This window comes from Vibrio sp. 10N, from assembly GCF_036245475.1.
Classification (GTDB): Bacteria; Pseudomonadota; Gammaproteobacteria; order Enterobacterales; family Vibrionaceae; genus Vibrio.
Window position 1 is genome coordinate 489934 of sequence record NZ_BTPM01000001.1, and the last position, 26225, is coordinate 516158.

At 46.6% G+C, this 26225-nt stretch carries 25 protein-coding genes; 19 read left to right on the forward strand and 6 right to left on the reverse strand.

Going from position 1 to position 26225, the window contains the following annotated elements; translation table 11 throughout:
• The first annotated feature begins 23 nt into the window (after nt 1-23).
• The 3 genes from sspA (at nt 24) to AAA946_RS02530 (ending at nt 2711) form a co-directional block, all read left to right on the forward strand.
• On the forward strand, nt 24-659 hold the full coding sequence (sspA, locus tag AAA946_RS02520; protein WP_338163482.1) for a stringent starvation protein SspA: 636 nt from the start codon (nt 24-26) through the stop codon (nt 657-659).
• Nucleotides 660-683: 24 nt separating this feature from the next.
• A complete protein-coding gene (gene sspB, locus AAA946_RS02525) occupies nt 684-1172 on the forward strand; it encodes a ClpXP protease specificity-enhancing factor (protein ID WP_338163483.1) in 489 nt (162 codons plus the stop codon).
• Between the two features lie 102 nt (nt 1173-1274).
• Nucleotides 1275-2711, forward strand: a complete 1437-nt coding sequence (locus AAA946_RS02530; protein WP_338163447.1) for an IS1182 family transposase — start codon at nt 1275-1277, stop codon at nt 2709-2711.
• Between the two features lie 533 nt (nt 2712-3244).
• Here the strand turns inward: AAA946_RS02530 and AAA946_RS02535 are convergent.
• The 3 genes from AAA946_RS02535 to AAA946_RS02545 form a co-directional block, all read right to left on the reverse strand.
• A complete protein-coding gene (locus AAA946_RS02535; RefSeq protein ID WP_338163484.1) occupies nt 3245-3916 on the reverse strand; it encodes a GntR family transcriptional regulator in 672 nt (223 codons plus the stop codon).
• A 165-nt stretch (nt 3917-4081) separates the two neighbouring features.
• The gene (pykF, locus tag AAA946_RS02540; RefSeq protein ID WP_338163485.1) at nt 4082-5494 is read right to left on the reverse strand and encodes a pyruvate kinase PykF; all 1413 of its coding nucleotides are present in this window, start codon (nt 5492-5494) and stop codon (nt 4082-4084) included.
• Between the two features lie 598 nt (nt 5495-6092).
• Nucleotides 6093-6842 (reverse strand): metalloregulator ArsR/SmtB family transcription factor, encoded by a 750-nt coding sequence (locus tag AAA946_RS02545; RefSeq protein WP_338163486.1) that lies wholly within the window; start codon nt 6840-6842, stop codon nt 6093-6095.
• A 184-nt stretch (nt 6843-7026) separates the two neighbouring features.
• Between AAA946_RS02545 and AAA946_RS02550 the strand changes: the two genes are divergently transcribed.
• The 6 genes from AAA946_RS02550 to arsB all read left to right on the forward strand — a co-directional run bounded on the left by AAA946_RS02550 (nt 7027) and on the right by arsB (nt 11825).
• A complete protein-coding gene (locus tag AAA946_RS02550; RefSeq protein ID WP_112459474.1) occupies nt 7027-7356 on the forward strand; it encodes a metalloregulator ArsR/SmtB family transcription factor in 330 nt (109 codons plus the stop codon).
• Between the two features lie 47 nt (nt 7357-7403).
• Nucleotides 7404-8408, forward strand: a complete 1005-nt coding sequence (locus AAA946_RS02555) for an ArsJ-associated glyceraldehyde-3-phosphate dehydrogenase (RefSeq protein WP_338163487.1) — start codon at nt 7404-7406, stop codon at nt 8406-8408.
• 2 nt (nt 8409-8410) lie between these two features.
• Nucleotides 8411-8905 carry a cyclin-dependent kinase inhibitor 3 family protein gene (locus AAA946_RS02560; RefSeq protein WP_338163488.1) on the forward strand — a complete coding sequence of 165 codons (495 nt, stop codon included), beginning with the start codon at nt 8411-8413 and terminating at the stop codon, nt 8903-8905.
• 109 nt (nt 8906-9014) lie between these two features.
• A complete protein-coding gene (arsJ, locus tag AAA946_RS02565; RefSeq protein ID WP_338163489.1) occupies nt 9015-10235 on the forward strand; it encodes an organoarsenical effux MFS transporter ArsJ in 1221 nt (406 codons plus the stop codon).
• Between the two features lie 128 nt (nt 10236-10363).
• Nucleotides 10364-10672 (forward strand): ArsR/SmtB family transcription factor, encoded by a 309-nt coding sequence (locus tag AAA946_RS02570; protein ID WP_338165756.1) that lies wholly within the window; start codon nt 10364-10366, stop codon nt 10670-10672.
• 97 nt (nt 10673-10769) lie between these two features.
• Nucleotides 10770-11825: an ACR3 family arsenite efflux transporter gene (gene arsB, locus AAA946_RS02575; RefSeq protein ID WP_338163490.1), complete on the forward strand. Its 1056-nt coding sequence runs from the start codon at nt 10770-10772 to the stop codon at nt 11823-11825.
• A 59-nt stretch (nt 11826-11884) separates the two neighbouring features.
• On the opposite strand, the gene AAA946_RS02580 is transcribed toward arsB, so the two are convergent.
• A complete protein-coding gene (locus tag AAA946_RS02580; protein WP_338163491.1) occupies nt 11885-12718 on the reverse strand; it encodes a GGDEF domain-containing protein in 834 nt (277 codons plus the stop codon).
• A gap of 284 nt (nt 12719-13002) precedes the next feature.
• On the opposite strand from AAA946_RS02580, the gene AAA946_RS02585 reads away from it, so the two are divergent.
• Complete coding sequence (locus tag AAA946_RS02585) at nt 13003-14439, forward strand: IS1182 family transposase (RefSeq protein ID WP_338163447.1); 1437 nt, start codon at nt 13003-13005, stop codon at nt 14437-14439.
• A gap of 173 nt (nt 14440-14612) precedes the next feature.
• Nucleotides 14613-16049 (forward strand): IS1182 family transposase, encoded by a 1437-nt coding sequence (locus AAA946_RS02590; protein WP_338163492.1) that lies wholly within the window; start codon nt 14613-14615, stop codon nt 16047-16049.
• Between the two features lie 128 nt (nt 16050-16177).
• Here the strand turns inward: AAA946_RS02590 and AAA946_RS02595 are convergent, their stop codons facing one another.
• Together AAA946_RS02595 and AAA946_RS02600 are read right to left on the reverse strand one after the other, a co-directional pair.
• Nucleotides 16178-17971, reverse strand: coding sequence for a lysophospholipid acyltransferase family protein (locus tag AAA946_RS02595; RefSeq protein WP_338163493.1), 1794 nt, complete (start codon nt 17969-17971; stop codon nt 16178-16180).
• Between the two features lie 178 nt (nt 17972-18149).
• Complete coding sequence (locus tag AAA946_RS02600; RefSeq protein ID WP_338163494.1) at nt 18150-20258, reverse strand: TonB-dependent siderophore receptor; 2109 nt, start codon at nt 20256-20258, stop codon at nt 18150-18152.
• A 227-nt stretch (nt 20259-20485) separates the two neighbouring features.
• On the opposite strand from AAA946_RS02600, the gene AAA946_RS02605 reads away from it, so the two are divergent.
• From AAA946_RS02605 to nlpD, 8 genes are all read left to right on the forward strand, one after another.
• The gene (locus tag AAA946_RS02605) at nt 20486-21136 is read left to right on the forward strand and encodes a PilZ domain-containing protein (protein ID WP_338163495.1); all 651 of its coding nucleotides are present in this window, start codon (nt 20486-20488) and stop codon (nt 21134-21136) included.
• 200 nt (nt 21137-21336) lie between these two features.
• Nucleotides 21337-21618 carry a cell division protein FtsB gene (ftsB, locus tag AAA946_RS02610; protein ID WP_112479006.1) on the forward strand — a complete coding sequence of 94 codons (282 nt, stop codon included), beginning with the start codon at nt 21337-21339 and terminating at the stop codon, nt 21616-21618.
• Nucleotides 21615-22325, forward strand: coding sequence for a 2-C-methyl-D-erythritol 4-phosphate cytidylyltransferase (gene ispD, locus AAA946_RS02615; protein WP_338163496.1), 711 nt, complete (start codon nt 21615-21617; stop codon nt 22323-22325). Before ftsB ends, ispD begins: the two co-directional genes overlap by 4 nt.
• Nucleotides 22322-22801, forward strand: coding sequence for a 2-C-methyl-D-erythritol 2,4-cyclodiphosphate synthase (ispF, locus tag AAA946_RS02620; protein ID WP_338163497.1), 480 nt, complete (start codon nt 22322-22324; stop codon nt 22799-22801). The genes ispD and ispF overlap by 4 nt, the downstream gene beginning before the upstream one ends.
• 12 nt (nt 22802-22813) lie before the next feature.
• Nucleotides 22814-23791 carry a tRNA pseudouridine(13) synthase TruD gene (gene truD / locus AAA946_RS02625; protein ID WP_338163498.1) on the forward strand — a complete coding sequence of 326 codons (978 nt, stop codon included), beginning with the start codon at nt 22814-22816 and terminating at the stop codon, nt 23789-23791.
• 5 nt (nt 23792-23796) lie between these two features.
• A complete protein-coding gene (gene surE, locus AAA946_RS02630) occupies nt 23797-24564 on the forward strand; it encodes a 5'/3'-nucleotidase SurE (RefSeq protein WP_338163499.1) in 768 nt (255 codons plus the stop codon).
• Nucleotides 24565-24567: 3 nt separating this feature from the next.
• The gene (locus AAA946_RS02635; protein ID WP_338163500.1) at nt 24568-25191 is read left to right on the forward strand and encodes a protein-L-isoaspartate(D-aspartate) O-methyltransferase; all 624 of its coding nucleotides are present in this window, start codon (nt 24568-24570) and stop codon (nt 25189-25191) included.
• A complete protein-coding gene (gene nlpD / locus AAA946_RS02640) occupies nt 25192-26166 on the forward strand; it encodes a murein hydrolase activator NlpD (RefSeq protein WP_338163501.1) in 975 nt (324 codons plus the stop codon).
• Nucleotides 26167-26225 lie beyond the last annotated feature (59 nt).

Consider the following 26225-nt stretch of genomic DNA (forward strand, 5'->3'; position numbering starts at 1 on the left):
TTGTAAGTATCCCGGAGGGCTCCATGGCTGTAGCTGCCAATAAACGTTCTGTGATGACTCTTTTTTCCAGTGCTACTGATTTATATAGCCACCAGGTTCGAATCGTTCTAGCGGAAAAAGGGGTTAGTGTTGAAGTCGAGTTAGTGGATGATGTAAACATCCCAGCTGAGCTTGCTGAACTAAACCCATACAAGACTGTTCCAACTTTGGTCGATCGTGAGCTAGCCCTATACGACTCAAAGATCATCATGGAATACCTTGATGAGCGTTTCCCTCATCCACCGCTAATGCCAGTATACCCTGTTGCTCGTGGTAACAGCCGCCTAATGATCTATCGCATTGAGCGTAACTGGTACTCGCTAGCTGAGAAAGTAATGAAAGGTTCTGCTGAAGAATCAGAAGCGGCACGTAACAAACTTCGTAACGACCTACTGACTCTAGCGCCTATCTTTGCTGAGTACGAGTATTTCATGAGCGAAGAGTTCAGCTTGATTGATTGCTACCTAGCTCCGCTATTGTGGCGTCTACCTGAGATGGGTATCGAACTTGTTGGTCCTGGCTCAAAAGAAATCAAAGTGTACATGAACCGTGTATTTGAACGTGATTCGTTCCTAGCTTCTCTAACAGAAGCTGAGCGTGAGATGCGTTTGGTTCGCTAGTCCTTAAAGGTTTCTCTCGAGACAATGGATATTGAAAAAATGACACCTCGCCGACCATATATGCTACGTGCATTTTATGATTGGCTAGTTGAGAATGATTTAACCCCGCATATTGTTGTTGATGCAAACATGCCGGGTGTGCGAGTGCCTTTGGAGTTCGTGCAAGACGGTCAGATCATTCTTAACATTGCTCCAAGGGCGGTTGGCCAGCTTGAGTTGGGTAATGAAGCAATTACGTTTCATGCTCGATTCGGTGGTAAGCCTCACTCGGTGATAGCTCCACTTTACTCTGTACAAGCTATTTATGCTCGTGAAAACGGTGCAGGCACTATGTTCGAACCTGAAGATGCCTATCTTTCTATTGAAGAAGAAGACATCTCAGAGCCAGAAGTGGTGACCGGTTTGTCGGTGGCAGCAGAAACTGAGCAGCCAGAGCAAAGCAATGACGCGCCTAACGGAGATGATGAGCCGCCTAAGCCAAAAGGGCGACCGAGTCTTCGCGTAGTCAAATAACAAAAAGCCGCATTACTATGCGGCTTCAGACTGCTGACAAAGGTCTAGCTTTCAAGCTAGACCTTTGATCTAATAGGAGTATCGAAATATGGATACTCCGATATGCTTCAAAAACCTTCTCCTCAGCAATACGAACTCGAAATGGTAACCATGGAACAGCTCGTTCCACAGAATCATCTCGTTCGTAAAATTGATAATGCCATCGACTTCGAGTTCATCAGAGACGAAGTGGCACATCTATACTGCAAAGATAATGGCCGCCCACCCGTAGACCCTGTGCGTTTATTCAAAATCATTCTGCTTGGCTACCTATTCGGCATCAAAAGTGAGCGCCAACTGGTCAAAGAAATTGAAGTGAACGTCGCTTATCGTTGGTTCTTACGAATGTCACTGACCGAAAAAGTTATCCATGCTTCGACGTTAAGCCAGAACCGAATTCGACGCTTCAATGGTACTGACGTCTTTGAGCGCATCTTCAACAACATAGTGCTTCAAGCGATGGAGAAAGGCTTAGTCGCAGGACAGGAGCTCTTCACTGACAGTACACACCTTAAAGCCAATGCTAACAAGAACAAGCACATGAATCGTCTGCGTCCAGTTAGTGCAGGCGCTTATCTTGATATGCTGAATGAAGATGTGGCTGCAGACCGAGAATCTGAAGGTAAAAATCCATTCAAAGAGACGCCACCAAAGACAGACGTCAAAAACACTAAAGTCAGCACCACCGACCCTGAAAGTGGCTTTATGACACGAGACAATAAGCCTCAAGGCTTCTTCTATCTTGACCACCGAACCGTGGATGGTAAGCACGGTATCATCGTAGACACATACGCAACACCGGGGAATGTGAATGACTCACAGCCCTATATCCGTCGTCTCGATCACACACTAGAGCAGTTCAACCTCAATCCTATCGCAGTTGGTATCGATGCAGGTTACTTCACTGCGCCTGTTGCTGAATCACTCGAGCGCCGCAGTATATTAGGTGTGTTCGGGTATCGCCGCCCATCAAGAACTAAGAACAAATTTAAGAAGAAAGACTTCAAATACCAAAAAGAGACCGATACCTATCGCTGTCCAGAAGGGCAAGAACTTATCTATAAAACCACAACACGCGCAGGCTATCGCTCATACGCTTCAGACCCGAAACAATGTGCGTTTTGCCCCGTTCGGGACGACTGTACTAAGAGTGAAAATATGCAGAAGGTCATAACGCGTCACCTTTATAGTGAGACGGTGGAGCGAGCCAATCAAATGCGACTCTCTAGCTACGGAAAGAAGACGTATCGGAGGCGAAGTGAAACAGTAGAACGAAGCTTCGCCGATGCAAAACAACACCATGGCCACCGTTACGCGCGCTACCGCGGTCTCGCAAAAGTGCAAATGCAATGTTGGTTAGCCGCTGCCGCTCAAAACATCAAGAAGATAGCGTTGGTGGTGAGCTATCTGCGAAAAATGGGCCTAAATAAGGCAGAAATAAGTCAAATACTAGCCTCTGTATGCCGATTTAAGCCTTACTCACTTCAGAACGCTATCTAACAAAAAATATCGCGATCGCGGCCTACGGCCGCTCCGAAAAAAGAACCCCGCTTGAAAAAGCGGGGTTCGTCAGCAATCTGAAGCCGCATTACTATGCGGCTTTTTTGTTCCTCTATCAGGTTACTTTTCCCCTAACGCTGCACCAACAGACGGCCTCTTCTTGCTTTTGAGACGTGTAAAATACGTGCCACTATATTAGACTTTAGTCTAAGGCTGATTAAAACTTGACCTGTTAAGTGGAGTCAGTAAACTAGGCGCTCTTGGAGTAAGGTCACACTTTTAAGTTTACATTTTCTCCTTTCTCAAGAACGGAATTTGCTATTGATTGGACAGTATTCACTTGGATGTCAATGAGTTAGGTGATAGAGGTTCGTTATGTACAATCACTTTTTGGTAAGGCTCACGATCGGTACATTGGTCGTATTGGGCATTAAGTTGAGCGCATTATACTTTTTGCCTATGGTGCTTCTGCTCAACACACATCACAAAGAATTCTTTGGATGGTAAAAATCGGGGCTAGCCCCGATTTTTGTTTAGTTCATTTCAATTTCGCTGACCGTGGGTTCGATATCTTTCATCATATCGTTGAGGTATTGGGCTAGCTGCACACGAGCACCGTCAATATCCTTGTCGAGGGTCAGTTTCATCATTTTCTCGTGCTCTTCGAGATTAAACAGCTCTGCGAATGCTTTAGGAGAGTGGCTGAGTGATACGCGTCGATAGCGTTTGACTTGCCTGATGATGTCATTAAAGAAGTCGAGCATGTTCTTTGAGAAGCAGCCACTGAGTAATGAGCTATAGAAAGCCTCTTGGCGATCTTCCCATTCCTGCCAGTTAAAATTGTCTCCCTGGAACTTAAAGCGAGACAGTTTATGAAATTCCGTTAGGATTTCGAGTTCCCAACTTTCACTGCCTTGCTGGATGGACTTTTCTAGTAAGACTGAAGAAACAACCTTCAGGCTTTCATACAAATCATACAGTTCTAACTTTGAAATTGGCGCTACCCAGCAGCCTTTTTGTGGTTCAAGTTTGACGTATTTAATCCACGAAAGTTGAATCAGCGCTTCTCGAATAGGAGAGGCTCCTACGTTGTACTTTTCCTTAAGCTCAGCAACCACCAGTTTTTGGTTAGGCTTGAGCTCCCCCGAAAGAATATCCTGACAGATCATTTTAGCGACTTTGTCTGTCAATGTTGGGCTTGACACGTTACACCTCTTAACTCAGAAAATAAAATCTGGAAACGCACGGCGGTATGCCGTGTTGTAAAGCATGTCTGATAGTACAGCGTGTTGAAATTTTGGGCAAGAAAATTATAAAAAAAAGAGGGCCTAAGCCCTCTTTTTATAGATATTTTGTATATATCTTCGGAATTATAGTACGTGAACAGACGCTGTGTTCGTAGTACCAGATGCTACTAGTGCACCAGAAACCATAACTACGATGTCGCCTTTCTTACCAAAACCAGATTCTAGAGCGTACTCTTTACCGTTTTTGTAGAACTCGTCAGTGCTGTCGATTGAATCAACAAGAACTGGACGAACACCTTTAGTAAGAACTAGCTGTGCAGCTGTTTTAGCGTTAGTCGTTAGAGCAACGATGCTTGCCGTTGGGAAGTACTTACGTACAGAACGTGCAGACTTACCACCTTCAGTAGCAACGATGATTAGAGGAGCAGCTAGCTTCTCAGCTGTGTCTACTGCACCTTTACATACTGCTTCTGTGATACGTAGGCGTGGGCTGTCTAGGCGAGAACCTAGTTCAGCTTTTAGTGCGCCGTCAGTACGGTTAGCGATTTGAGCCATGATAGTTACCGCTTCAACAGGGTACTTACCTTTCGCTGTTTCACCAGAAAGCATTACTGCATCTGTACCGTCCATGATTGCGTTCGCAACGTCACCCGCTTCTGCACGAGTTGGACGTGGGTTGTTGATCATAGAATCAAGCATTTGAGTTGCAGTGATAACAGTCTTGCGAGCACGGTTACACTTCTCGATCATCATCTTCTGAGCGAAGATTACTTCTTCAGCTGGGATTTCAACACCTAGGTCACCACGTGCAACCATGATGCCGTCAGACAGCTCAAGGATCTCGTCGAAGTTATCTACACCTTCTTGGTTCTCAATCTTAGAGATGATGTGGATGTTCTCGCCGCCGTTTGCGTTTAGCACTTCACGGATTTCTTTAACGTCTGCTGCTTTACGGATGAAAGATGCCGCTACGAAATCAACGCCTTGCTCACAACCAAACTTAAGGTCGTTCTTATCTTTTTCAGATAGAGCTGGAAGTTGAACAGAAACGCCTGGAAGGTTAACACCTTTGTTTTCGCCAAGTGCGCCGTTGTTCAGAACTTTACACTTAACTTCAGTGTCAGTTGTAGAGATAACTTCCATTTCGATTAGACCGTCGTCTACTAGGATAGTGTTACCAGCAGAAAGATCTTTTGCGAAACCTGCGTAAGTAACAGCAACAGTGTCTTTGTTACCTACAACAGCGATGTCAGTTGTGAAAGTGAATTCTTGACCAGCTACTAGATCAACGTCGTTGCCGCCTTCTAGCTTGATAGTACGAATTTCTGGACCTTTAGTGTCTAGAAGAATTGCAAGTTGCTTACCTACGTTTGCCATTACTTCACGGAAGTTAGCAATACGAGTGCCGTGCTCTTCGTAGTCACCGTGAGAGAAGTTTAGACGCATAACGTTCATGCCTGCGTTTACAAGCTCAGTTAGCTTCTCTACTGATTCAGTTTTAGGGCCAATCGTACAAACGATTTTGGTCTTTTTCATGGAAGATACTCTCCGGTAAATATTATTACAATTTGAAAGTTAGTATTAGTCTCTCTAGAAGGCTAGGGATGCCCACAAATAATTCACGTGAGCTATCAATGTCTTTCTCTAGTTTCGCTTCTTCTAGGAGTGAAAGTCTTTCATCAAGTTTAGTCATTTTATGACTAAATGAGGCACTTTCTAGGCCACTTTTTTGGGCGCTTACTAGGTTAATTCAGTAAGATTGCAAAAAAATAACCGCTAATTCTGTAATTTTTTTTCTTTTCGGGCACGAATTCTACCACCGAATTGATCGGATTTCACCGTGCAGAAGTTGTTTTAGAGCAAGGTTTCGGCCCTTAAGATTTAATTTTTGGATCAAAATAAATAAACCGGATGAATCACCACCATTTGGTAACTTTTTTTCAAAACTGACAGATGTGCGGTAAAACAAGGTGTAAAACGATTGCGTTTATCTTTTGTCGATAATCTCTGCGCATTGGGTGTGATTTGCCATCACATTGCGATAGGAGTCAGCAATTTGAACAAGGTTGCGAGTCTAAGGAGATGGCCGCTTACCTCAAGGTGGTGCTGGTAAGCGGCTTGTCATGAAGTGGCGTTAACGGTGGCGCTCTGGCCGGTTACTGGACTGGTTAAGCAGTTGGTTTGCAGCCAAAATCTGACGAGACATACTTTTGACCGAGGCATCAAGAATATCGATACCCCAAAGCGGCAGTTTGTTTGAAATAGAATAAAAAGCCCATTGGCCTTTTCGTCTGTCAGTGACGATGCCGCAGTTTCTCAACACTGCAAGCGCGCGCGATACCTTCGGCTGAGACTCTTGAAGCGCCTCGCACAACTCGCCCACGCTCAGTTCGACTTCGGTAAAGATCATTAGCGTGATCAAAAGGCGAGTTGGATCGCTCAAGCATTTATGTACCACCAAAGGATCAAAGTCGAGATCGTGTGTGTCGCTGTGAACTGCCATAAACAGGTCAATGCGCTTTTTCAGATCAAATAAAGAGGCTTCGAAGGAGGTCTCAGATATCGACGTTGGGCTAGGGAGGTCCCAAAATAGACTCTCGTTACTATTTTCAAATACCCCACACTCACGCTGTGCTGATGAGCATAAGGTAATGACATAATCAAAATGCTCGCCTTGGAACTCTTCAATAGATTTAGAGCGCAGACCATCGATAGCAAATTCGGCTTGTTGTAAAGTTTCGATGGTTCGATTGTCGACCTGACTTGGGCTACTGCCAGCGCTAGACGCTTGATAGAGCGGCGCATAATCTCTGTTAACAATGGCTTCTGCCAGTTGCGAGCGCGCAGAATTTCCACGGCAAACAAAGAGAATTCTTTTGGTCATGGTTTCCTCTAAGTGGTAGGAAAGATGAATGTTAGCTGTAAATATTATGATGGGGATCGCGTATCAAAGAAAGCGCCAATGACTTTATGTCGTAGATGAAAGTTTTGTGACAATTAAAAAAGATCCTTGACTGCTTTTGATGAGGTTTTAATATATACGCATATCCATATATGAGTATTTAAAGATGCTTCCACATGAGTTCTTCAAATTGATGTCCGATGAAACCCGTATTCGAACCCTACTTTGGGTATCGGCCAACGGCTCAGTCTGTGTCAACGATCTGGTGGAGGCGTTGGGAGAGAGTCAACCTAAGGTATCGAGGCACCTTGCTATGCTACGACAAGCAGGCGTGCTCAAGGACACCAGGCAAGGGCAGCATGTCTTTTACAGCTTAGCTGAAGGATTGCCAGGTTGGCTCTATCGAACATTGAAAGGGCTTGAGCAATCGAACTGCTTGCAAAGTGCCTATCAACTAAACTTTAACGAGCTTGCGTCATCATCAAACGATGCTTAGAGCTTGACGGTACAACCGAATATTTTACGTAATTAAGAGATTAAGTTATGGCAATTAAAGTAGGTATTAACGGATTTGGTCGAATTGGCCGTTTGGCGCTTCGCGCAGCATTTGATTGGGACGAGCTAGAGTTCGTGTTGATTAATGACGTTGCAGGTGATGCCACCACACTCGGTCACCTATTGGAGTTTGATTCAGTACAAGGTACTTGGCATCACGGCGTAGCGGTTGAAGGTGACGAGCTAGTGGTGAACGGCCAGCGTATTAAAACGACTCAAGAGCGCGATATCGATGCGATTGATTGGTCTGGCTGTGATGTTGTGATTGAAGCAACCGGTGTGCACCGTAAAACTGAATTCCTAAACAAATACCTAGACCAAGGTGTTAAGCGTGTCGTGGTGTCTGCGCCAGTGAAAGAAGAAGGCATTGCCAACATCGTTGTCGGTGTGAATGACGAAATCTTTGATGCAGAGGCTCACCGCATCGTGACAGCAGCATCTTGTACCACGAACTGCATTGCGCCTGTAGTGAAAGTGATTCACGAGAAACTGGGTATCGAGCAATCATCGTTTACAACGATTCACGACCTAACCAACACGCAAACTATCCTTGATGCGCCGCACAAAGATTTGCGTCGTGCTCGCGCATGCGGCATGAGCCTTATCCCAACCACAACAGGCAGCGCAACGGCGATCGTTGAAATCTTCCCTGAGCTAAAAGGCAAGATTAATGGCCATGCAGTACGTGTACCACTAGCGAATGCATCACTCACTGACATCATCTTTGACGTGAAACGCGATACCACGGCTGAAGAAGTTAACGCACTACTGAAAGAAGCATCACAAGGCGAGCTAAAAGGTATCCTTGGTTTTGAAGAGCGTCCGCTTGTTTCTATCGATTACCGCGGCGACCAACGTTCAACCATCGTTGATGCGCAATCGACTATGGTGGTTGGCTCTCGTATGGTGAAAATCTACGCGTGGTACGACAATGAAATGGGCTACGCAACACGCACAGCAGAATTGGTTCGTAAAGTCGGTCTAGCGGGGTAATGATGATGCATCCAACATGGGAACTAAACGTAGATAACGCAGCCTTGGTATTAACGCCTTGTCCAGGTACCAAAGAGGCGTCATTAGATGACTCACTAGCTCAACTTAAAGAGCAAGGTGTCACGGTTATCGTCACTGCTTTGGATAATCGCGAGATGGCGGAAGCTGGCGTGGCTGAGCTTGGAGAAAAAGCACAGGCGCTAGGCATTAAGTGGTTCCAAACGCCGATTGAAGATGACCGCGCACCAGGCAGCGACTTCGCTGATGGTTGGAAAGCGATCTCTCCAGAACTGCATCAAGCGGTGGAAGCGGGCGAGAAAATTGCGATGCACTGCATGGGGGGTTCAGGTCGTACCGGTCTTCTTGCGGCAAACCTGCTGCTTGAGAAAGGGTGGGAGCTTGAGACGATTCGCCGTGAGGTTCAGGCATTACGCCCTGGCGCTTTCACAAAGCAGCCTCAAATTGACTACGTAGAGAAGCTGGCTGCGACTTTCTAATCGGAATCTCTTTAGAGAGTCAATTCAGTTAGAAAACTCAGCAAATAAAAGCCCTCTGATGAGGGCTTTTATTTCTGAACCCTTATCCCTGTTACTAGGCAGAAGAATTATGTTGTCTAACCTTAGCAAAAGCGTTCGCCAGTATATGCTGGTGACCTTCAACTACTGGAATTTCACCATTACCGATGGTGCTTTGCGAATGCTGGTGGTGCTCTACTTCCACGATCTTGGCTACAGTTCACTCGCCATTGCTTCACTGTTTCTCTTCTATGAGTTCTTTGGTGTGGTCACCAATCTTATTGGTGGCTGGTTAGGGGCACGTTTAGGCCTTAATCGCACCATGAATATTGGGCTTGGGATGCAGATCTTTGCTTTGTTAATGCTGGCTGTTCCGAGTGCTTGGTTAACCATTCCATGGGTGATGGCGGCTCAAGCGCTTTCAGGTATTGCTAAGGACTTGAATAAGATGAGTGCCAAAAGTGCTATCAAGACCTTGGTTCCGGATGAGCAGCAAGGCGCGCTTTATAAATGGGTGGCCATCTTGACCGGTTCTAAGAATGCACTGAAAGGTGCAGGCTTCTTTATCGGTGGTTTATTGTTGTCTGTCCTTGGTTTCCAGTATGCGGTTGCAGCAATGGCGGCAGTGCTGACACTGGTGTTTATTGGCAGCGTTATCAGCTTAGAAAGCGATATGGGTAAGGCAAAAGCGAAGCCAAAATTTAAACAGATCTTCTCGAAATCAGAGAGCATTAATATCTTATCGGCTGCGCGTATGTTCTTGTTTGGCGCTCGTGATGTTTGGTTTGTTGTCGCTTTACCAATTTATCTTGGTTCTATCTTTGGTTGGGATCATACCCTAGTCGGTGGATTTCTAGCGCTATGGGTCATCGCTTATGGTTTTGTGCAAGGCGTAGCACCTAAAATTACCGGCAAAGCGCAGGGTAGAGTGCCAGATGGCAGTGCTGCCATGTGGTGGGCGCTGGCATTAGCCGTGGTCACAGGTGTTATTGCGTATTGTGTTCAGATGCAGTGGTATCCACAAATGGTCATTGTTGTGGGGCTTTTGATCTTTGGTGCCATCTTTGCGATCAACTCATCGCTTCATAGTTATCTGATTGTGAGCTATGCAAAAGGCGATGGCGTGTCGATGGACGTTGGCTTTTACTACATGGCCAACGCGATGGGACGCTTAATCGGTACCGTGTTGTCCGGTTGGGTATTCCAAATTGCGGGTCTCGCGGCTTGCATGTGGGTGTCGTTTGCTTTCTTGGTGCTGACCACGATTATCTCCATTCGCTTGCCCGGTGCGCCAAAAGCGGTTGCCGGATAACGGAATTGAATAAATAAAAGAGTCAATCGTTAAAAGACGATTGACTCTTTTTGGTTTCAGGCGTATGTTTATCGTTAAAAGACGATAGAGGATGCACTTTGACCAGTTGTAGCGTTGAGAACCCAGACATGTTTATCGCCAGCGAGCAGCAGTTAGCGACAGAAAAGAAGCTAGCGGCCCAAGCGAAGGCGTTGTCACACCCGGCGCGTATCCGAATTATCCGTATTTTATCTGATTTAGAGCGTGCTGGTGGCTGCTTGAATAGTGACCTCGTATCGCAGTTGGGGCTTGCCCAATCAACGGTTTCTGAACATTTACGGATACTCAAAGTAGCGGGGTTTATTAGTGCAGAATCGACACCACCGAAAGTGTGCTATCGCATTCAGCGTGATGCGTTGAACGAGTTTTCTGCGTTGACCTTATCAACATTTGATTAGGCCAATTCGCATCAAGAATATCAGTGAGTCGGCATTGCCGACTTTTATTACTACTAATCTATCGTTATTCGACGATTAACGATGTTGGAGAGTTAACATGTCTCAGCTAGCCATTGAGCAGCCAAAACAATTGGGGTTTCTGGATAGATTCCTAACTTTGTGGATCTTTTTAGCTATGGGGTTCGGCGTGCTATTGGGTGTCGCTTTTCCAAGCCAAATTGAGAGCTTGAATGAATCAATGACCGTTGGCAGCACTAACCTGCCGCTTGCTATTGGTCTTATTTTGATGATGTACCCACCGCTTGCCAAAGTGAACTATGGCTTGATGGGCAAGGTGCTGCAAGATAAGCAGGCTGTTACTCTCTCATTGGTGATGAACTGGTTGGTCGGCCCGATTTTGATGTTTGTGTTAGCACTGATCTTCCTTGGTGATGAGCCGAGTCTGATGACGGGAGTTATCTTAATTGGTCTAGCGCGCTGCATCGCCATGGTGTTGGTGTGGAATGATATTGGTGGCGGCAATAAAGAATATGGCGCGGCATTAGTGGCCCTTAACAGCGTATTCCAAATTATCACCTATAGCTTCTTGGCGTGGCTATTCATTACTGTGCTGCCACCTAAATTTGGTTTCCAAGGTCAAGTGGTCGACATCTCGATGGGTGAGATTGCCGAGAGCGTGATGATTTATCTTGGTATCCCGTTTCTAGCTGGCTTTTTAAGTCGCAAGCTCTTAGTCGCTAAAAAAGGCGAGCAGTGGTACAACGACACCTTTATCCCTGCGATTTCACCAATTACGCTTATCGCATTGCTAGCCACTATCGTGCTGATGTTCAGCCTCAAGGGGGAGATGATTGTTGAGCTGCCAATGCAAGTGGTTCGTGTTGCCATTCCATTGACCATCTACTTCTTCTTGATGTTCTTTGTGAGCTTCTTTATCGCGAAAAAAATGGGCGTTCCTTTTGATAAGAATGCGTCTATCGCTTATACCGCAACAGGTAATAACTTTGAGTTGGCTATCGCGGTGGCGATTGCAGTCTTCGGATTGAACTCACCAGAAGCGTTCGCGGGTGTTATTGGACCGCTAATTGAAGTCCCTGTACTGATTGCGTTGGTGAACTTCACTTTAAAGATGAAGTCTCGCTACACCGTATAATCAAAACCTTTTGATGACTAAAATGGAGCGCGATATGCGCTCCATTTTTTTGCTTTTAGTCAGCTTATTGTTCGTTTGTGATGTTTGGTGCGATACATGGCGAGATCGGCTTTTTTTAAGGTGACGCGCAAGCTCGTTTGGTATGGGGCATAGCCGATGCTATGACAGAGCATCGGGTACTGTACAAAATTGTCACGAAACAGCACCGCAAGCTTCTCTAACGCTTGGTGCAGCCGTTGTTCATCTTGGTCGTGAGTTAAAACCACAAACTCATCCCCGCCGTAGCGAACCAAGACATCTTGCCCTGAAAAGGCTTGGCGTAAACAGCGAGCGAAGCGCATCAATACAATATCCCCTTCACTGTGGCCCGCACTGTCATTGACGTGTTTGAAGTTATCAAGGTCAATGACCACACAAAAACCAGCCTGCCAATTTACGGAACTTAGGTACGCCAGATTATGTAGCTTGGTGAGTGGGTCCGTATAAGCCTTCTTTTCAAAAAACTTCACCTCATGATGTAGGTCAGAAACATCGAAGCTGGTGGTATAGATATAAGGTTCACCATCAATATAAACCTTAAACTTCAGTACATTAAAATAAGAGGTGGAGTCTAAACCATGAAACTTGAGGATCTTTGGGGCACACTGTCCAGCATCGAGATATTCCAAGCTTGCATCATGGCATTCATTGAGCATATCGCCAACATTGCTAGGTACGATGTCAGCGACTTGGCTGGCAGTAAGACCAATGGGATCTGCATCCGAATATTGCCGAAGCCACGCAGTGAAGCGATCGTTTAGATAAACGTATTGGTGCTGCGCATTGCGAATCGAAAGAAAGCCAGGGAAATGGCGAAATAGCGCCAGAGCCTGTTGGTACGTCAAATCTGTCACTGCAAAGTCTCATTGTTTCTCTCAACATCAGATAAGCGCTTAGCTAACGGAAGTGATTGAGATAGTTATTGTTTTTTGTTTGCTTTCTAGCACGGCCTTTTCATAGGAACTGTGATGCTTATCACCTTGTCACCAGTTGCTGACAAAGATCATGGTCATTCTCATTTATGAGACGAGATGAGTATGAAAAAAGCAGCTTTTGCTGCTTCAGACTGCTGACAAAGGTCTAGCTTTCAAGCTAGACCTTTGATCTAATAGGAGTATCGAAATATGGATACTCCGATATGCTTCAAAAACCTTCTCCTCAGCAATACGAACTCGAAATGGTAACCATGGAACAGCTCGTTCCACAGAATCATCTCGTTCGTAAAATTGATAATGCCATCGACTTCGAGTTCATCAGAGACGAAGTGGCACATCTATACTGCAAAGATAATGGCCGCCCACCCGTAGACCCTGTGCGTTTATTCAAAATCATTCTGCTTGGCTACCTATTCGGCATCAAAAGTGAGCGCCAACTGGTCAAAGAAATTGAAGTGAACGTCGCTTATCGTTGGTTCTTACGAATGTCACTGACCGAAAAAGTTATCCATGCTTCGACGTTAAGCCAGAACCGAATTCGACGCTTCAATGGTACTGACGTCTTTGAGCGCATCTTCAACAACATAGTGCTTCAAGCGATGGAGAAAGGCTTAGTCGCAGGACAGGAGCTCTTCACTGACAGTACACACCTTAAAGCCAATGCTAACAAGAACAAGCACATGAATCGTCTGCGTCCAGTTAGTGCAGGCGCTTATCTTGATATGCTGAATGAAGATGTGGCTGCAGACCGAGAATCTGAAGGTAAAAATCCATTCAAAGAGACGCCACCAAAGACAGACGTCAAAAACACTAAAGTCAGCACCACCGACCCTGAAAGTGGCTTTATGACACGAGACAATAAGCCTCAAGGCTTCTTCTATCTTGACCACCGAACCGTGGATGGTAAGCACGGTATCATCGTAGACACATACGCAACACCGGGGAATGTGAATGACTCACAGCCCTATATCCGTCGTCTCGATCACACACTAGAGCAGTTCAACCTCAATCCTATCGCAGTTGGTATCGATGCAGGTTACTTCACTGCGCCTGTTGCTGAATCACTCGAGCGCCGCAGTATATTAGGTGTGTTCGGGTATCGCCGCCCATCAAGAACTAAGAACAAATTTAAGAAGAAAGACTTCAAATACCAAAAAGAGACCGATACCTATCGCTGTCCAGAAGGGCAAGAACTTATCTATAAAACCACAACACGCGCAGGCTATCGCTCATACGCTTCAGACCCGAAACAATGTGCGTTTTGCCCCGTTCGGGACGACTGTACTAAGAGTGAAAATATGCAGAAGGTCATAACGCGTCACCTTTATAGTGAGACGGTGGAGCGAGCCAATCAAATGCGACTCTCTAGCTACGGAAAGAAGACGTATCGGAGGCGAAGTGAAACAGTAGAACGAAGCTTCGCCGATGCAAAACAACACCATGGCCACCGTTACGCGCGCTACCGCGGTCTCGCAAAAGTGCAAATGCAATGTTGGTTAGCCGCTGCCGCTCAAAACATCAAGAAGATAGCGTTGGTGGTGAGCTATCTGCGAAAAATGGGCCTAAATAAGGCAGAAATAAGTCAAATACTAGCCTCTGTATGCCGATTTAAGCCTTACTCACTTCAGAACGCTATCTAACAAAAAATATCGCGATCGCGGCCTACGGCCGCTCCGAAAAAAGAACCCCGCTTGAAAAAGCGGGGTTCGTCAGCAATCTGAAGCAGCTTTTGCTGCTCAGACTGCTGACAAAGGTCTAGCTTTCAAGCTAGACCTTTGATCTAATAGGAGTATCGAAATATGGATACTCCGATATGCTTCAAAAACCTTCTCCTCAGCAATACGAACTCGAAATGGTAACCATGGAACAGCTCGTTCCACAGAATCATCTCGTTCGTAAAATTGATAATGCCATCGACTTCGAGTTCATCAGAGACGAAGTGGCACATCTATACTGCAAAGATAATGGCCGCCCACCCGTAGACCCTGTGCGTTTATTCAAAATCATTCTGCTTGGCTACCTATTCGGCATCAAAAGTGAGCGCCAACTGGTCAAAGAAATTGAAGTGAACGTCGCTTATCGTTGGTTCTTACGAATGTCACTGACCGAAAAAGTTATCCATGCTTCGACGTTAAGCCAGAACCGAATTCGACGCTTCAATGGTACTGACGTCTTTGAGCGCATCTTCAACAACATAGTGCTTCAAGCGATGGAGAAAGGCTTAGTCGCAGGACAGGAGCTCTTCACTGACAGTACACACCTTAAAGCCAATGCTAACAAGAACAAGCACATGAATCGTCTGCGTCCAGTTAGTGCAGGCGCTTATCTTGATATGCTGAATGAAGATGTGGCTGCAGACCGAGAATCTGAAGGTAAAAATCCATTCAAAGAGACGCCACCAAAGACAGACGTCAAAAACACTAAAGTCAGCACCACCGACCCTGAAAGTGGCTTTATGACACGAGACAATAAGCCTCAAGGCTTCTTCTATCTTGACCACCGAACCGTGGATGGTAAGCACGGTATCATCGTAGACACATACGCAACACCGGGGAATGTGAATGACTCACAGCCCTATATCCGTCGTCTCGATCACACACTAGAGCAGTTCAACCTCAATCCTATCGCAGTTGGTATCGATGCAGGTTACTTCACTGCGCCTGTTGCTGAATCACTCGAGCGCCGCAGTATATTAGGTGTGTTCGGGTATCGCCGCCCATCAAGAACTAAGAACAAATTTAAGAAGAAAGACTTCAAATACCAAAAAGAGACCGATACCTATCGCTGTCCAGAAGGGCAAGAACTTATCTATAAAACCACAACACGCGCAGGCTATCGCTCATACGCTTCAGACCCGAAACAATGTGCGTTTTGCCCCGTTCGGGACGACTGTACTAAGAGTGAAAATATGCAGAAGGTCATAACGCGTCACCTTTATAGTGAGACGGTGGAGCGAGCCAATCAAATGCGACTCTCTAGCTACGGAAAGAAGACGTATCGGAGGCGAAGTGAAACAGTAGAACGAAGCTTCGCCGATGCAAAACAACACCATGGCCACCGTTACGCGCGCTACCGCGGTCTCGCAAAAGTGCAAATGCAATGTTGGTTAGCCGCTGCCGCTCAAAACATCAAGAAGATAGCGTTGGTGGTGAGCTATCTGCGAAAAATGGGCCTAAATAAGGCAGAAATAAGTCAAATACTAGTCTCTGTATGCCGATTTAAGCCTTACTCACTTCAGAACGCTATCTAACAAAAAATATCGCGATCGCGGCCTACGGCCGCTCCGAAAAAAGAACCCCGCTTGAAAAAGCGGGGTTCGTCAGCAATCTGAGCAGCTTTTGCTGCTTTTCTTTTCGATTGAAGCGCAGGGAGCTAACGTCAGGTGTTTGCGTGACGCTTAAGGTAGAGAGCTGCATTTTCACTGCCCATATAGCGAGCGAGTGAGCGATGAGGAACCTGTCTCAGGTCAACCACAATCAGTCCATCAAGGGCATTATTAAAATCAGGGTCGACATTGAAGCTGACGAGTTTGCCGTTGAGGCTTAAATACTGCCTAAGTAAAACAGGCACTCCTTTACCTTGCTCTAGGCGTGCTATGACTCTCGATAACAGCTGCATATCAGCCAGAGCGGATAACAGCTGCGGGTTCCAATTGGGTTGGCTGGCAAGCTTGGGTGGATTGGGGGCAATTACATGTTGAGCGCAGTTTTGGTCGTAGTGATGCAAAGTCATCGTGTCGGTCAGCAGTTGTCGAGCAACATCGCTGTAGTCGTTGCTGATGCTTACCGGGCCAAACAAATGAGTATAGTCAGGGTTCTGATAGACAAACTCAGAGATGCCTTTCCAAAGCAGCAATAAGGCGCTCATGCTTTTTTGATATTCTTCGGCGATGACACTGCGTCCCATTTCAATCGATTTACCCATGGCTGCCAAAAAAGGCTGGTCATAGTTAAACAAGGTACGCGAATATAGCCCTTGTATGCCATGCTTCGCCATTAGCTGATCAACCAAGCCGAGTCGATACGCGCCTACCAATTTTTCATTTGCTCTATCCCAAACAAACAGGTGGTGGTAGTCCTTATCGAAGTGATCGATATCTAACGCCTGGCCAGTTCCTTCTCCTACTAAACGAAAGTTGTGCTCTCGCATACGGCCGATTTCATGCATGATGGCGGGGATATGGTCCATGGTCGTGCAATAGACATCAAATTCACCACTAGAGAGTAGATGGTGCTCCATTGGTAGCTGCTCGATATCGGCCAGTAGATCACTTAACGGTATGGCTGGAGCAATCGCTTCGTACTGGTCAAAGAGCGCGTCATTGCTTGTTTGAGCAGGCGTATTCTCTTTCGTCGCGACGGGAGGCTGGCTTTGTTGCTTTGCTAACAAGTAAGTGTTGAGGCGCAGATAATTGACTAACTGACGGCTGTCGAGGGTGTTGACCTCTTTGAACTTGATGGCTTGTCCGATCGAGATACCAATCGGTCGGTCCTTCTTATTCAGTAGTTCACGACCGAGCATCACAGTTCGTAGCATAGGGTGTACTTTGCCAGCGAGGTAAAAGCGTTTTGAGTTGAGGCCACCAATATGAACCGGTACGGTCAATGCTTTGTTTCTCTTAATAAGCGTACTGACCGAGCGGCTCCACTCCTTATCTTCTAAGCGCAGAGCTTTGCTATCGACCAGTTGCGACACTTCACCGGCAGGGAAGACCAGCAGCGCGCCGCCTCGTTCGAGGTGGTGATTGGCCGCACGCAGCGCTCGAGTATTGGACTTATGTGCGTTCACCCCATCAAAGACATCGACGCCGATGAACAGCGGCTCGAGCTCAGGAACTAATTTTAGAAACTCGTTGGCAAGGATTTTTACATCTTTACGGCGTTGCAGCAGCAGTTCTGCGAGGATCACACCTTCTACGCAGCCCAATGGGTGATTGGCAACGATCAGTGTGGCACCAGCCTGAGGAATTGTGTCCCGGCTACCGGAGATGACGTGATAATCAATGCCTAATATCTCTAAGGCAAAGCGAAGAAAGCTCTCGGTATCACAGCCTGCCGGACGCTGGGCATATAAGTTATCCAATACCGACAAACCAGTGGCCCATTCGGCAACGTTTTCCGCAATGCCTAATGGGGTCTTTCTCGGTAAGCGAAACGGGCTGGTGGTGTCCATAGCAACCTCTAAACAAATTCCATTGAATGTCGTTAAGAGGGTATGACGTCTATATGTCAGAATTGCGTAGTCTAGATGGAAGATGGATGACGTATTGATGTCAAACCGGTGACAAGCTGAACAATAGGCAATGAAAAAGAGCGCCGCAGCGCTCTTTTTACAATAGGGGGAGGGACAATTAGAATGAGGCGTTGACCGACAGTTTGAAGCGGCGCTCATTGCCATAGTGCACGTCCGTAACCACACCGTGGCTGGTGCTGCCACCGGTACCTGATACGTATTCGGTATCAAACAGGTTTTCGATGTTGAAACGGAAATCCCAAGTCACATAGTCGCTGCTGATTTTGTGCGATGCACCGGTATCCACGCGGGTGTAACCATCAAGAGTGACGGTGTTGGCGTTATCTGCCCAGCGCTCACCTTGATAGAACAAGCCGATATTGAATGCGGTTGCCTCAGTAAATGCGTAGCGTGTCCAAACTGAGCCAGACCATTCAGGTACGTTTGCTGGTGTCTTATCTTGATACAAGTTGTGCTTATCGTACTTGGCATCTAGGTACATGGCAGATGTCATCACAAACCAGCTATCGGATAGCTGACCTTGAGCGCCAGCTTCAGCGCCGCGATGGTGTTGGTTACCATTTTGGGTAGTGATGCCATTCTCTTCGATACTGATGTTACGTTTTTCGATATCAAATAGCGCACCGGTTAGCAGCAATCGGTTATCCAATAGCTCCCACTTTGTCCCCAGTTCGTACTGGCGGCTCTTTTCTGGCGTACGCTCAGTGATTGAACCATCATCATTAACAACATTGTCGACTGGGTTGAAGCTTTCCGAGTAGTTAGCATAGATGCTGCCTGAATAGTTTGGGTGATAAATCACACCAAATTTCGGTGAGAAAGCTTGGCTGTCGTTCGCGCCTTTTACAGTTTCACCGTTACTATTAGTGCCATCTTTGAAGTACTGATCGTAGCGGCCACCCACAAGCGCCTGCCACTGATCGTTGAAAGTAATCAGATCTTGCGCATAGATGCCGTAGAAGTGGTTGCTACTTTCGTAGGCAGTATCGTCATTGTGATAGTCTAGACCTGGATTCTTAGGAGATTCGCCTGGTTTGACATTGATAGGGTTACCTTTAACTCGCAGCTGAGTGTAGTCATAGAACTGACCGTTAACGCCAAACAGTACTTGGTGATCAGCACTTAGTGCAGTGAAATCACCATGTAAGTCAGCATGGAATGCTTGGGTTTTCCATGTGTCATGACGGTCAAACGGACTCATTGTGTAGCTGCCATCAACGAGGGTTTGATCCGTCGGCTTTGGACTAGAGTCATAGCGGTGACGCTTCATGTGCTGTGAGTTATAGCTGAAGTTTGCGCGCCACTGTGAGTTGATGTAAACATCAAGATCAGCACCCCAGTTTTCCACATCGTTGTTGATGAATGACCAAGAGGCATCGCGGATCATATCGCGATCACCAATTCGGTTGCCTTGCATATCTAGCCAAGAACCCGTATCCAGCGGCGCGTTGTCGTTGGTCTTTTCATAGTTAACAGACAACAGGCCCCAGTCAGACAGATCCGCTTCAATCACACCATAACCTAGGAAGCGATCACGCTCGCGCTGTGCTCCATTAGCGTAGCGACGAGACTCCACGGAGTCTTGTTTAACCAGCACAGTGCGACCTCTCAATGTGCCAGATTCATTAAGCGCACCTGAAGCATCAATGTGATAGCGAGTGCTGCCAAGGTGGTCGATATCGGTACCAACATTGACTTGTGGTGTCGCGGTTGGCTTTTTAGACACCATGTTGATCATGCCACCAGGCGCCGAGTTTCCATAAAGAAGGCTCGATGGTCCTTTAATGACCTCGATGCGATCTAAGGTCTCAATTGGCAACATATAGTGGGTAAAGAGTGAGTGACCGTTCCTTAGGTAGCCATTGGTCGACGAAAGCTCAAAGCCGCGCAGATAAAATACTTCGCGATTCCACTTTTGAGAGCCAGCATTCACGCTAGCATCGTTTTGCAGTGCTTCACCTAATGTGGTGGCCAGCTGCTCATCGAGCACAATCTCAGGAATAACGTTTACCGACTGTGGGGTTTCTAACATGGTGGTGTCGGTACGCATGGCACCGCTTGCACTATCAACTTTATAGTCGTCGAAGCTTTGGGCGTGTATTACCAAGGTTTCGTCAGTTTGTGTTGGTTCTGATTGGGCAAATACTGGAGAAGTATTGAGTGCAAGTACCACTGCACTGCAAAGTGTGGTCACTTTGAAATTCATTGGGGCTTTCCTAGCTCGATTATCCGAGACAATTGTTTTTGTTATTAGCAGAGTGAACCTGAGATAGGTCTACGATTGAACTGCGGAATGAATGCTAATGCGATTTATTATTATTTGCAATTAATATAATTGTAAGCATTTGTATCTTTTGTAGGTACAAGGGATTGATTGCATAGTCCACGTAAATATTGTGTAATTATCTTGTTGTCACTAAAGGAGGTTTATCAATGGAATGGGTACGAGAACAACAAAGGCAAGGTTACAGTTTCTTAAAGCCTGGTATGAAGTTGACTCTATCCTCGGTTGATAATTCACAATTCAAAGGGATGACGGTCACCTTAATTGGCTACAAGGTCGATGCATTTCTCATTGTGGACACCTCAGGGCTCGACACCACAGCACAAAAGCAGCTCAATGAGGGCGAATTTGTAGTGCGCGGACTCTCCGATTCCAGCTTTGGACATGTCATTGCATTTCGTTCCGACTACCTATCTCGCGTCGATACCCCCTGTAGTCAGCTCTATTTATCGCCACCTAGCGAGTTCGTGTCGAAGCCAATTCGTGAGCATTCTCGCTATAAGCTCTCTTTGCCTTGTACGATTTCATTTGGTCAAACTTGTGTCGAAGGAAAAATGGTCGACTTCTCGCTGGCGGGGTGTGGTATCTACCTTGAGGAAGAGCATGATTTTTGTAAGGGGCTAGAAGTGAAAGTGGAGTCTGCACTGAATCAATTTCTACCAGCGGGGATGGTATACGCCTTGGTTACCGTAAGAAAACAAGGTCGAGGCAGTTTGCTTGGCATTCAATTTAACCAACAAGTGCTAATGTCCAATCGGTTAAAAATGACTTTGGCAGAGTTATCACTTGCACCTTCTTAACCCAGCTCGAACCTCAGCAAGTAAAGATGTCATACAGAAATAATCGCAACGCTTAGGGTGACAGGTTTGCACTGTCTATGATTAAGCTAGTGGGTGCTCACTTTTGTGCCTACGATACAACAATGCTTTTTCTTCGCTTATTTCAAGGTGTAAACTGTGCTATATAAAGAGCAGAATTTCTCAATGGAATGTTCCGACTTATGCGTATCTTCACACTTGTGCTGCTAATGGTATTTTCTTGGCTGCAATACACCCTTTGGTTTGGAAAAAATGGCATTGTTGATTTCCAACAAGTCGATGCAGAAATCCAAGTACAGCAACAAGTGAATGGTAACTTACAAACTCGCAACGACGAAATGTTTGCCGAGATTGATGACCTTAGACAAGGATTGGATGCCATCGAAGAGCGAGCACGACATGAGCTCGGCATGATCCAGCAAGGAGAAACTTTCTACCGAATCATAGGTGAGGACAACCAATGATCCCTGAGCATCATCCCATTATTGCTATCGTGCCTGCAGCAGGTGTGGGTAGCCGCATGCAAGCAGATATTCCCAAGCAATATCTGAAAATCCATGAACAAACCATTCTTGAGCACACCATCGAGCGGCTATTAGCACATCAAAGTATTGATAGTGTTATCGTCGCGATCAGTGACGGTGACCCTTATTTTGAAGGGTTATCTTTTCTATCTGATAAACCAGTGGTGCGCGTATCCGGTGGTGGGGAGCGAGCAGACTCTGTTCTATCGGCGGTTGAATACGTAAAACAACGCATCCCAAATGCTTGGTGTTTGGTTCATGATGCAGCACGGCCATGCATTACGCAAAGCGACATTACCAAGCTGATTTACGAAGTGAGCACTCACCCTGTTGGTGGGATACTGGCGGCTCCGGTTAAAGATACGATGAAGCGCGCCAACGATGCACAGGGTATCGATCATACCGTAGACAGAGCCGGCCTTTGGCATGCGCTTACTCCACAGATGTTTAAAGTGGAATTGCTGCACAGCGCACTCAGCGACGCCTTATCTGAAGGGGTCACTATCACTGATGAAGCATCAGCCGTCGAGTGGGCGGGCTTGTCACCATTATTGGTAGAAGGGCGTAGCGACAACATTAAAATTACTCGCCCAGAGGATCTCGCTCTGGCAGAGTTTTATCTCAAAAATAAGGAATTAGAACAATGAGAATAGGTCATGGCTTTGATGTACATAAATTTGGCGGTGAAGGGCCTGTCATCATTGGTGGTGTTGCCATTCCTTATGAGCAAGGGTTGATTGCCCATTCTGACGGTGACGTGGCGTTGCACGCGTTATGTGATGCATTGTTAGGTGCTATTGCGGCGGGCGACATTGGCCGACATTTCCCAGACACTGACGATGAGTGGAAAGGGGCGGATAGCCGTGCGTTACTTCGTGATGTTTATAGTAAGGTTAAATCGCAAGGCTATGAGCTGGTCAATGCGGATGTGACCATCATGGCACAGGCTCCAAAGATGGCTCCGCACATTGAAGCCATGTGCCAAACCATCGCTGCGGATCTGGAAACAGACATTGGCAACATCAACGTAAAAGCAACCACGACGGAAAGACTCGGTTTTACAGGACGTAAAGAAGGCATCGCCACAGAAGCTGTGGTACTGATCAACAAAGTAACGTCCTAAAAGGCAGATATCATGACTGATGTGTTAGACAACCTGAATTATCTTCACGGCAAACCGGCGGTTAGCGCAAAGTTTAAAGCCAGCAACCAAGACTTCGTTGTGAATGAAGTCCTAGGGTTTGAGTTTGCAGGAGAAGGGGAGCATTTGATGCTCCGCATACGAAAAAATGGTGAAAACACCAGTTTTGTTGCCAACGAATTGGCTAAAGTATGTGGCGTAAAATCGAAAGATATCGGCTGGGCGGGTCTAAAAGATCGTCATGCCGTGACGGAGCAGTGGTTGAGTGTACACTTGCCTAAGAAGAACGTTCCTGACTTTAGCGCTTTCTTGGCGCAGTATCCTAGTATAGAAATAGTGGCGACTGACTGGCACAACAAGAAACTGCGTCCCGGTGACTTGGCTGGCAACGAGTTTGCGATTCGCTTGACGGACGTGTCTGACACCGAAGCGTTGCAAGCGCGGGTTGCGCTAATCACTGAATCTGGTGTGCCGAATTATTTTGGTCAGCAGCGTTTTGGCCACGAAGGCAATAACGTGACGGAAGCTCGACGCTGGGGCCGTGACAATGTACGAACGCGCAATCAGAACAAACGCAGTTTGTATTTATCGGCAGCGCGCTCATGGATTTTCAATCAAATCGTGTCGCTACGTCTGCAGCAAGACTGTTTTAGCACTCAGCTTAATGGTGACATTGTTGACAAAACTGGGATGATCACTGCGGCACTGGCAGGTGATAATGCACTGCCAACCACGGATGATGCTCAGTTACTTGAGCAGAGCATCTTAGATCAAGAGCCAGACTTGATGGCACTGATCCGTGGTAATCGTATGCGTCATGACAGACGCGGTATCGTGTTAAAGCCTGAGTCATTGAACGCTCAGTGGGATGACGATTCTGTAACACTGAGCTTTTTCTTGGATTCAGGGAGCTTTGCGACCTCGATTCTCAGAGAGCTGGCAAACGTAGAAGAAGTAGAAAGGCAATTCTAGGATTCATGGAAATAAACAAACAGAGAATCAAAGTTCTCATCAGCAATGATGATGGGGTGCACGCCGAAGGAATTCGCACATTGGCAGCTGAGCTGGCAAATATTGCCGATGTCACTATCGTTGCACCGGATCGAAATCGCTCCGGCGCATCGAACTCATTGACGCTTGAGCAGCCGCTACGTGTTAATGAAATCGAGCCTGGCGTTTTCTCGGTGCAAGGAACACCAACAGATTGTGTGCACTTTGCTCTCAATGAATTGATGAAAGACGATCTTCCGGATCTGGTTTTGTCGGGTATTAACCATGGGGCAAACTTAGGTGATGACGTGCTGTATTCCGGTACGGTGGCTGCGGCCATGGAGGGACACTTTTTAGGGGTTCAGTCCATCGCCTTTAGTTTGGTCGGTAAACAGCACTTTGCTGCAGCAGCGATCATTGCTCGTCAATTTGTAGAACGTCATTTAGCCACTCGTGTGCCGACCAATCGACTGTTGAATATTAATATACCAGACAAGCCGCTGGCTGAGCTTGGCGATGTTGCAGTGACTCGATTGGGTGCGCGTCACCATGCAGAGGCGATGATTAAGCAGCAAGATCCAAGAGGACACGATATCTATTGGTTAGGGCCTCCAGGGAAAGAGCAGGACGCCGGAGAGGGCACTGATTTTTACGCGGTTGAACATGGGCGTATTTCCATTACCCCACTACAAGTGGATCTGACCGCGCATGAGTCTATCGGTGCGATGGAACGTTGGGTATCAGGGAGAGAGTAATTAATGAACCCACAAGCAGCGAAATTAGTGGAGTTTATTCGAGCGCACGGTGTGACTGATCCCCGTGTGTTGGATGCTATTTTTTCGGTACCGCGTGAGCAATTCGTCTCACAAGCGATGATTCACCAAGCCTACGACAACAATGCGTTGCCGATTGGTGCAGGGCAGACCATCTCTCAACCTTACATTGTGGCGAGAATGACTGAGCTGCTTGAGCTAACTCACGATACACGCGTATTGGAAATTGGCACAGGCTCTGGCTATCAAACCGCTGTGTTGTCGCAACTGGTGGAGCATGTCTACTCGGTCGAACGAATAAAGGCACTGCAATGGGAAGCCAAGCGCAGGCTCAAGCGTCTTGATATTTACAACATCTCCACTAAGCACGGTGATGGTTGGCAAGGCTGGCAAGCTAAAGGACCATTTGATGCCATCATCGTGACAGCTGCGGCTTCCGAAGTCCCTCAAGCACTGTTGACCCAGCTCAATGATGGTGGACGTTTAGTGATCCCTGTCGGTGATAATGAGCAACAACTATTAAAAATCACCCGCAAAGGTGATAGTTTTACTACCGAAGTTGTTGAATTAGTGAGGTTTGTTCCTCTCGTAGCAGGTGAATTAGCGTAAATGCAAAAGCGGCTAAAAGCAGTGGTTTCCGTTGTTTTTTTGTCCAGTGCACTGGTTGGGTGTGCTGGGCATTCGCCTGCGCCTGTCTCAAATCTGGGAGGCAAGTACGATAGTGTTTCCCGTGGCAGTTATCGTGGCAGTTACTATGAGGTGCAGAAAGGTGACACCTTATATTTCATCTCATACGTCACTGACAAAGATGTTAAAGATCTGATAAGACTCAATAATCTCAAGAAACCCTACACGATTCACCCAGGCCAACGTTTGAACTTGTGGCGTCCGGTCTATTCCCCTCCGGCATTTGCTGGCTCAGGTTCTGGTGAGGTGGCAACCGCTTCTGTGGCAACGGCTGCAGCGAGTACCAGCACCGCAAAAGCAGCGACAAAACCGCCTTCAAAACTGAGTAGCTCATCAACGCAAAATAGTCAAAAAACCGCCGCAAAGAAGGTTGATCAAACTCAAACAAAGGAGTATGGTGGGGCTAAAGGTAAACAAAATGTTAACAACACTAAACCCCAGACGGTAAAACAGACTACCCAGCCGCCAGCGAAGCAACCCGTCGCGAAGGCGAAACCAGCACCGAAACCAGCGCCAAGCACAGCGGCAAAAGTATCGAGTTGGGTCTGGCCGACCAAGGGTCGTGTAATAAAGAACTTTTCTGCAGGGGACCAAGGGAATAAAGGAATCGATATTGCTGGCCGTCGAGGCCAAGATATCGTCGCCACTGCAAAAGGAACTGTGGTTTACTCGGGCAACGCACTGCGTGGTTATGGAAACCTCGTTATTGTTAAACATAACGACAATTACCTAAGTGCTTACGCTCACAACGACAGACTATTGGTTTCAGAAGGACAAAGTGTTAAAGCCGGACAAAAAATCGCTACGATGGGAAGCTCCGGAACCAACAGCGTAAGACTGCACTTTGAAATCCGATACCAAGGAAAATCAGTAAACCCAAAACGCTACTTGCCGTAACTGCCGTATAACGAATACAACATACGAAAAGCTACTTGCAATTTGATTGACTTAATCAG

Bases quoted from the DNA above. Each gene is read 5' to 3' on its own strand.
- AAA946_RS02545 (WP_338163486.1), bottom strand. From the start codon at position 6,842: ATGACCAAAAGAATTCTCTTTGTTTGCCGTGGAAATTCTGCGCGCTCG.
- AAA946_RS02570 (WP_338165756.1), top strand. From the start codon at position 10,364: ATGTTTATCGCCAGCGAGCAGCAGTTAGCGACAGAAAAGAAGCTAGCG.
- ispD (WP_338163496.1), top strand. From the start codon at position 21,615: ATGATCCCTGAGCATCATCCCATTATTGCTATCGTGCCTGCAGCAGGT.
- AAA946_RS02605 (WP_338163495.1), top strand. From the start codon at position 20,486: ATGGAATGGGTACGAGAACAACAAAGGCAAGGTTACAGTTTCTTAAAG.
- AAA946_RS02550 (WP_112459474.1), top strand. From the start codon at position 7,027: ATGCTTCCACATGAGTTCTTCAAATTGATGTCCGATGAAACCCGTATT.
- arsB (WP_338163490.1), top strand. From the start codon at position 10,770: ATGTCTCAGCTAGCCATTGAGCAGCCAAAACAATTGGGGTTTCTGGAT.
- surE (WP_338163499.1), top strand. From the start codon at position 23,797: ATGGAAATAAACAAACAGAGAATCAAAGTTCTCATCAGCAATGATGAT.
- AAA946_RS02600 (WP_338163494.1), bottom strand. From the start codon at position 20,258: ATGAATTTCAAAGTGACCACACTTTGCAGTGCAGTGGTACTTGCACTC.
- pykF (WP_338163485.1), bottom strand. From the start codon at position 5,494: ATGAAAAAGACCAAAATCGTTTGTACGATTGGCCCTAAAACTGAATCA.
- sspA (WP_338163482.1), top strand. From the start codon at position 24: ATGGCTGTAGCTGCCAATAAACGTTCTGTGATGACTCTTTTTTCCAGT.
- AAA946_RS02585 (WP_338163447.1), top strand. From the start codon at position 13,003: ATGCTTCAAAAACCTTCTCCTCAGCAATACGAACTCGAAATGGTAACC.
- nlpD (WP_338163501.1), top strand. From the start codon at position 25,192: ATGCAAAAGCGGCTAAAAGCAGTGGTTTCCGTTGTTTTTTTGTCCAGT.
- AAA946_RS02595 (WP_338163493.1), bottom strand. From the start codon at position 17,971: ATGGACACCACCAGCCCGTTTCGCTTACCGAGAAAGACCCCATTAGGC.
- AAA946_RS02560 (WP_338163488.1), top strand. From the start codon at position 8,411: ATGATGCATCCAACATGGGAACTAAACGTAGATAACGCAGCCTTGGTA.
- sspB (WP_338163483.1), top strand. From the start codon at position 684: ATGGATATTGAAAAAATGACACCTCGCCGACCATATATGCTACGTGCA.
- ispF (WP_338163497.1), top strand. From the start codon at position 22,322: ATGAGAATAGGTCATGGCTTTGATGTACATAAATTTGGCGGTGAAGGG.
- AAA946_RS02555 (WP_338163487.1), top strand. From the start codon at position 7,404: ATGGCAATTAAAGTAGGTATTAACGGATTTGGTCGAATTGGCCGTTTG.
- AAA946_RS02590 (WP_338163492.1), top strand. From the start codon at position 14,613: ATGCTTCAAAAACCTTCTCCTCAGCAATACGAACTCGAAATGGTAACC.
- arsJ (WP_338163489.1), top strand. From the start codon at position 9,015: ATGTTGTCTAACCTTAGCAAAAGCGTTCGCCAGTATATGCTGGTGACC.
- AAA946_RS02635 (WP_338163500.1), top strand. From the start codon at position 24,568: ATGAACCCACAAGCAGCGAAATTAGTGGAGTTTATTCGAGCGCACGGT.
- ftsB (WP_112479006.1), top strand. From the start codon at position 21,337: ATGCGTATCTTCACACTTGTGCTGCTAATGGTATTTTCTTGGCTGCAA.
- AAA946_RS02530 (WP_338163447.1), top strand. From the start codon at position 1,275: ATGCTTCAAAAACCTTCTCCTCAGCAATACGAACTCGAAATGGTAACC.
- truD (WP_338163498.1), top strand. From the start codon at position 22,814: ATGACTGATGTGTTAGACAACCTGAATTATCTTCACGGCAAACCGGCG.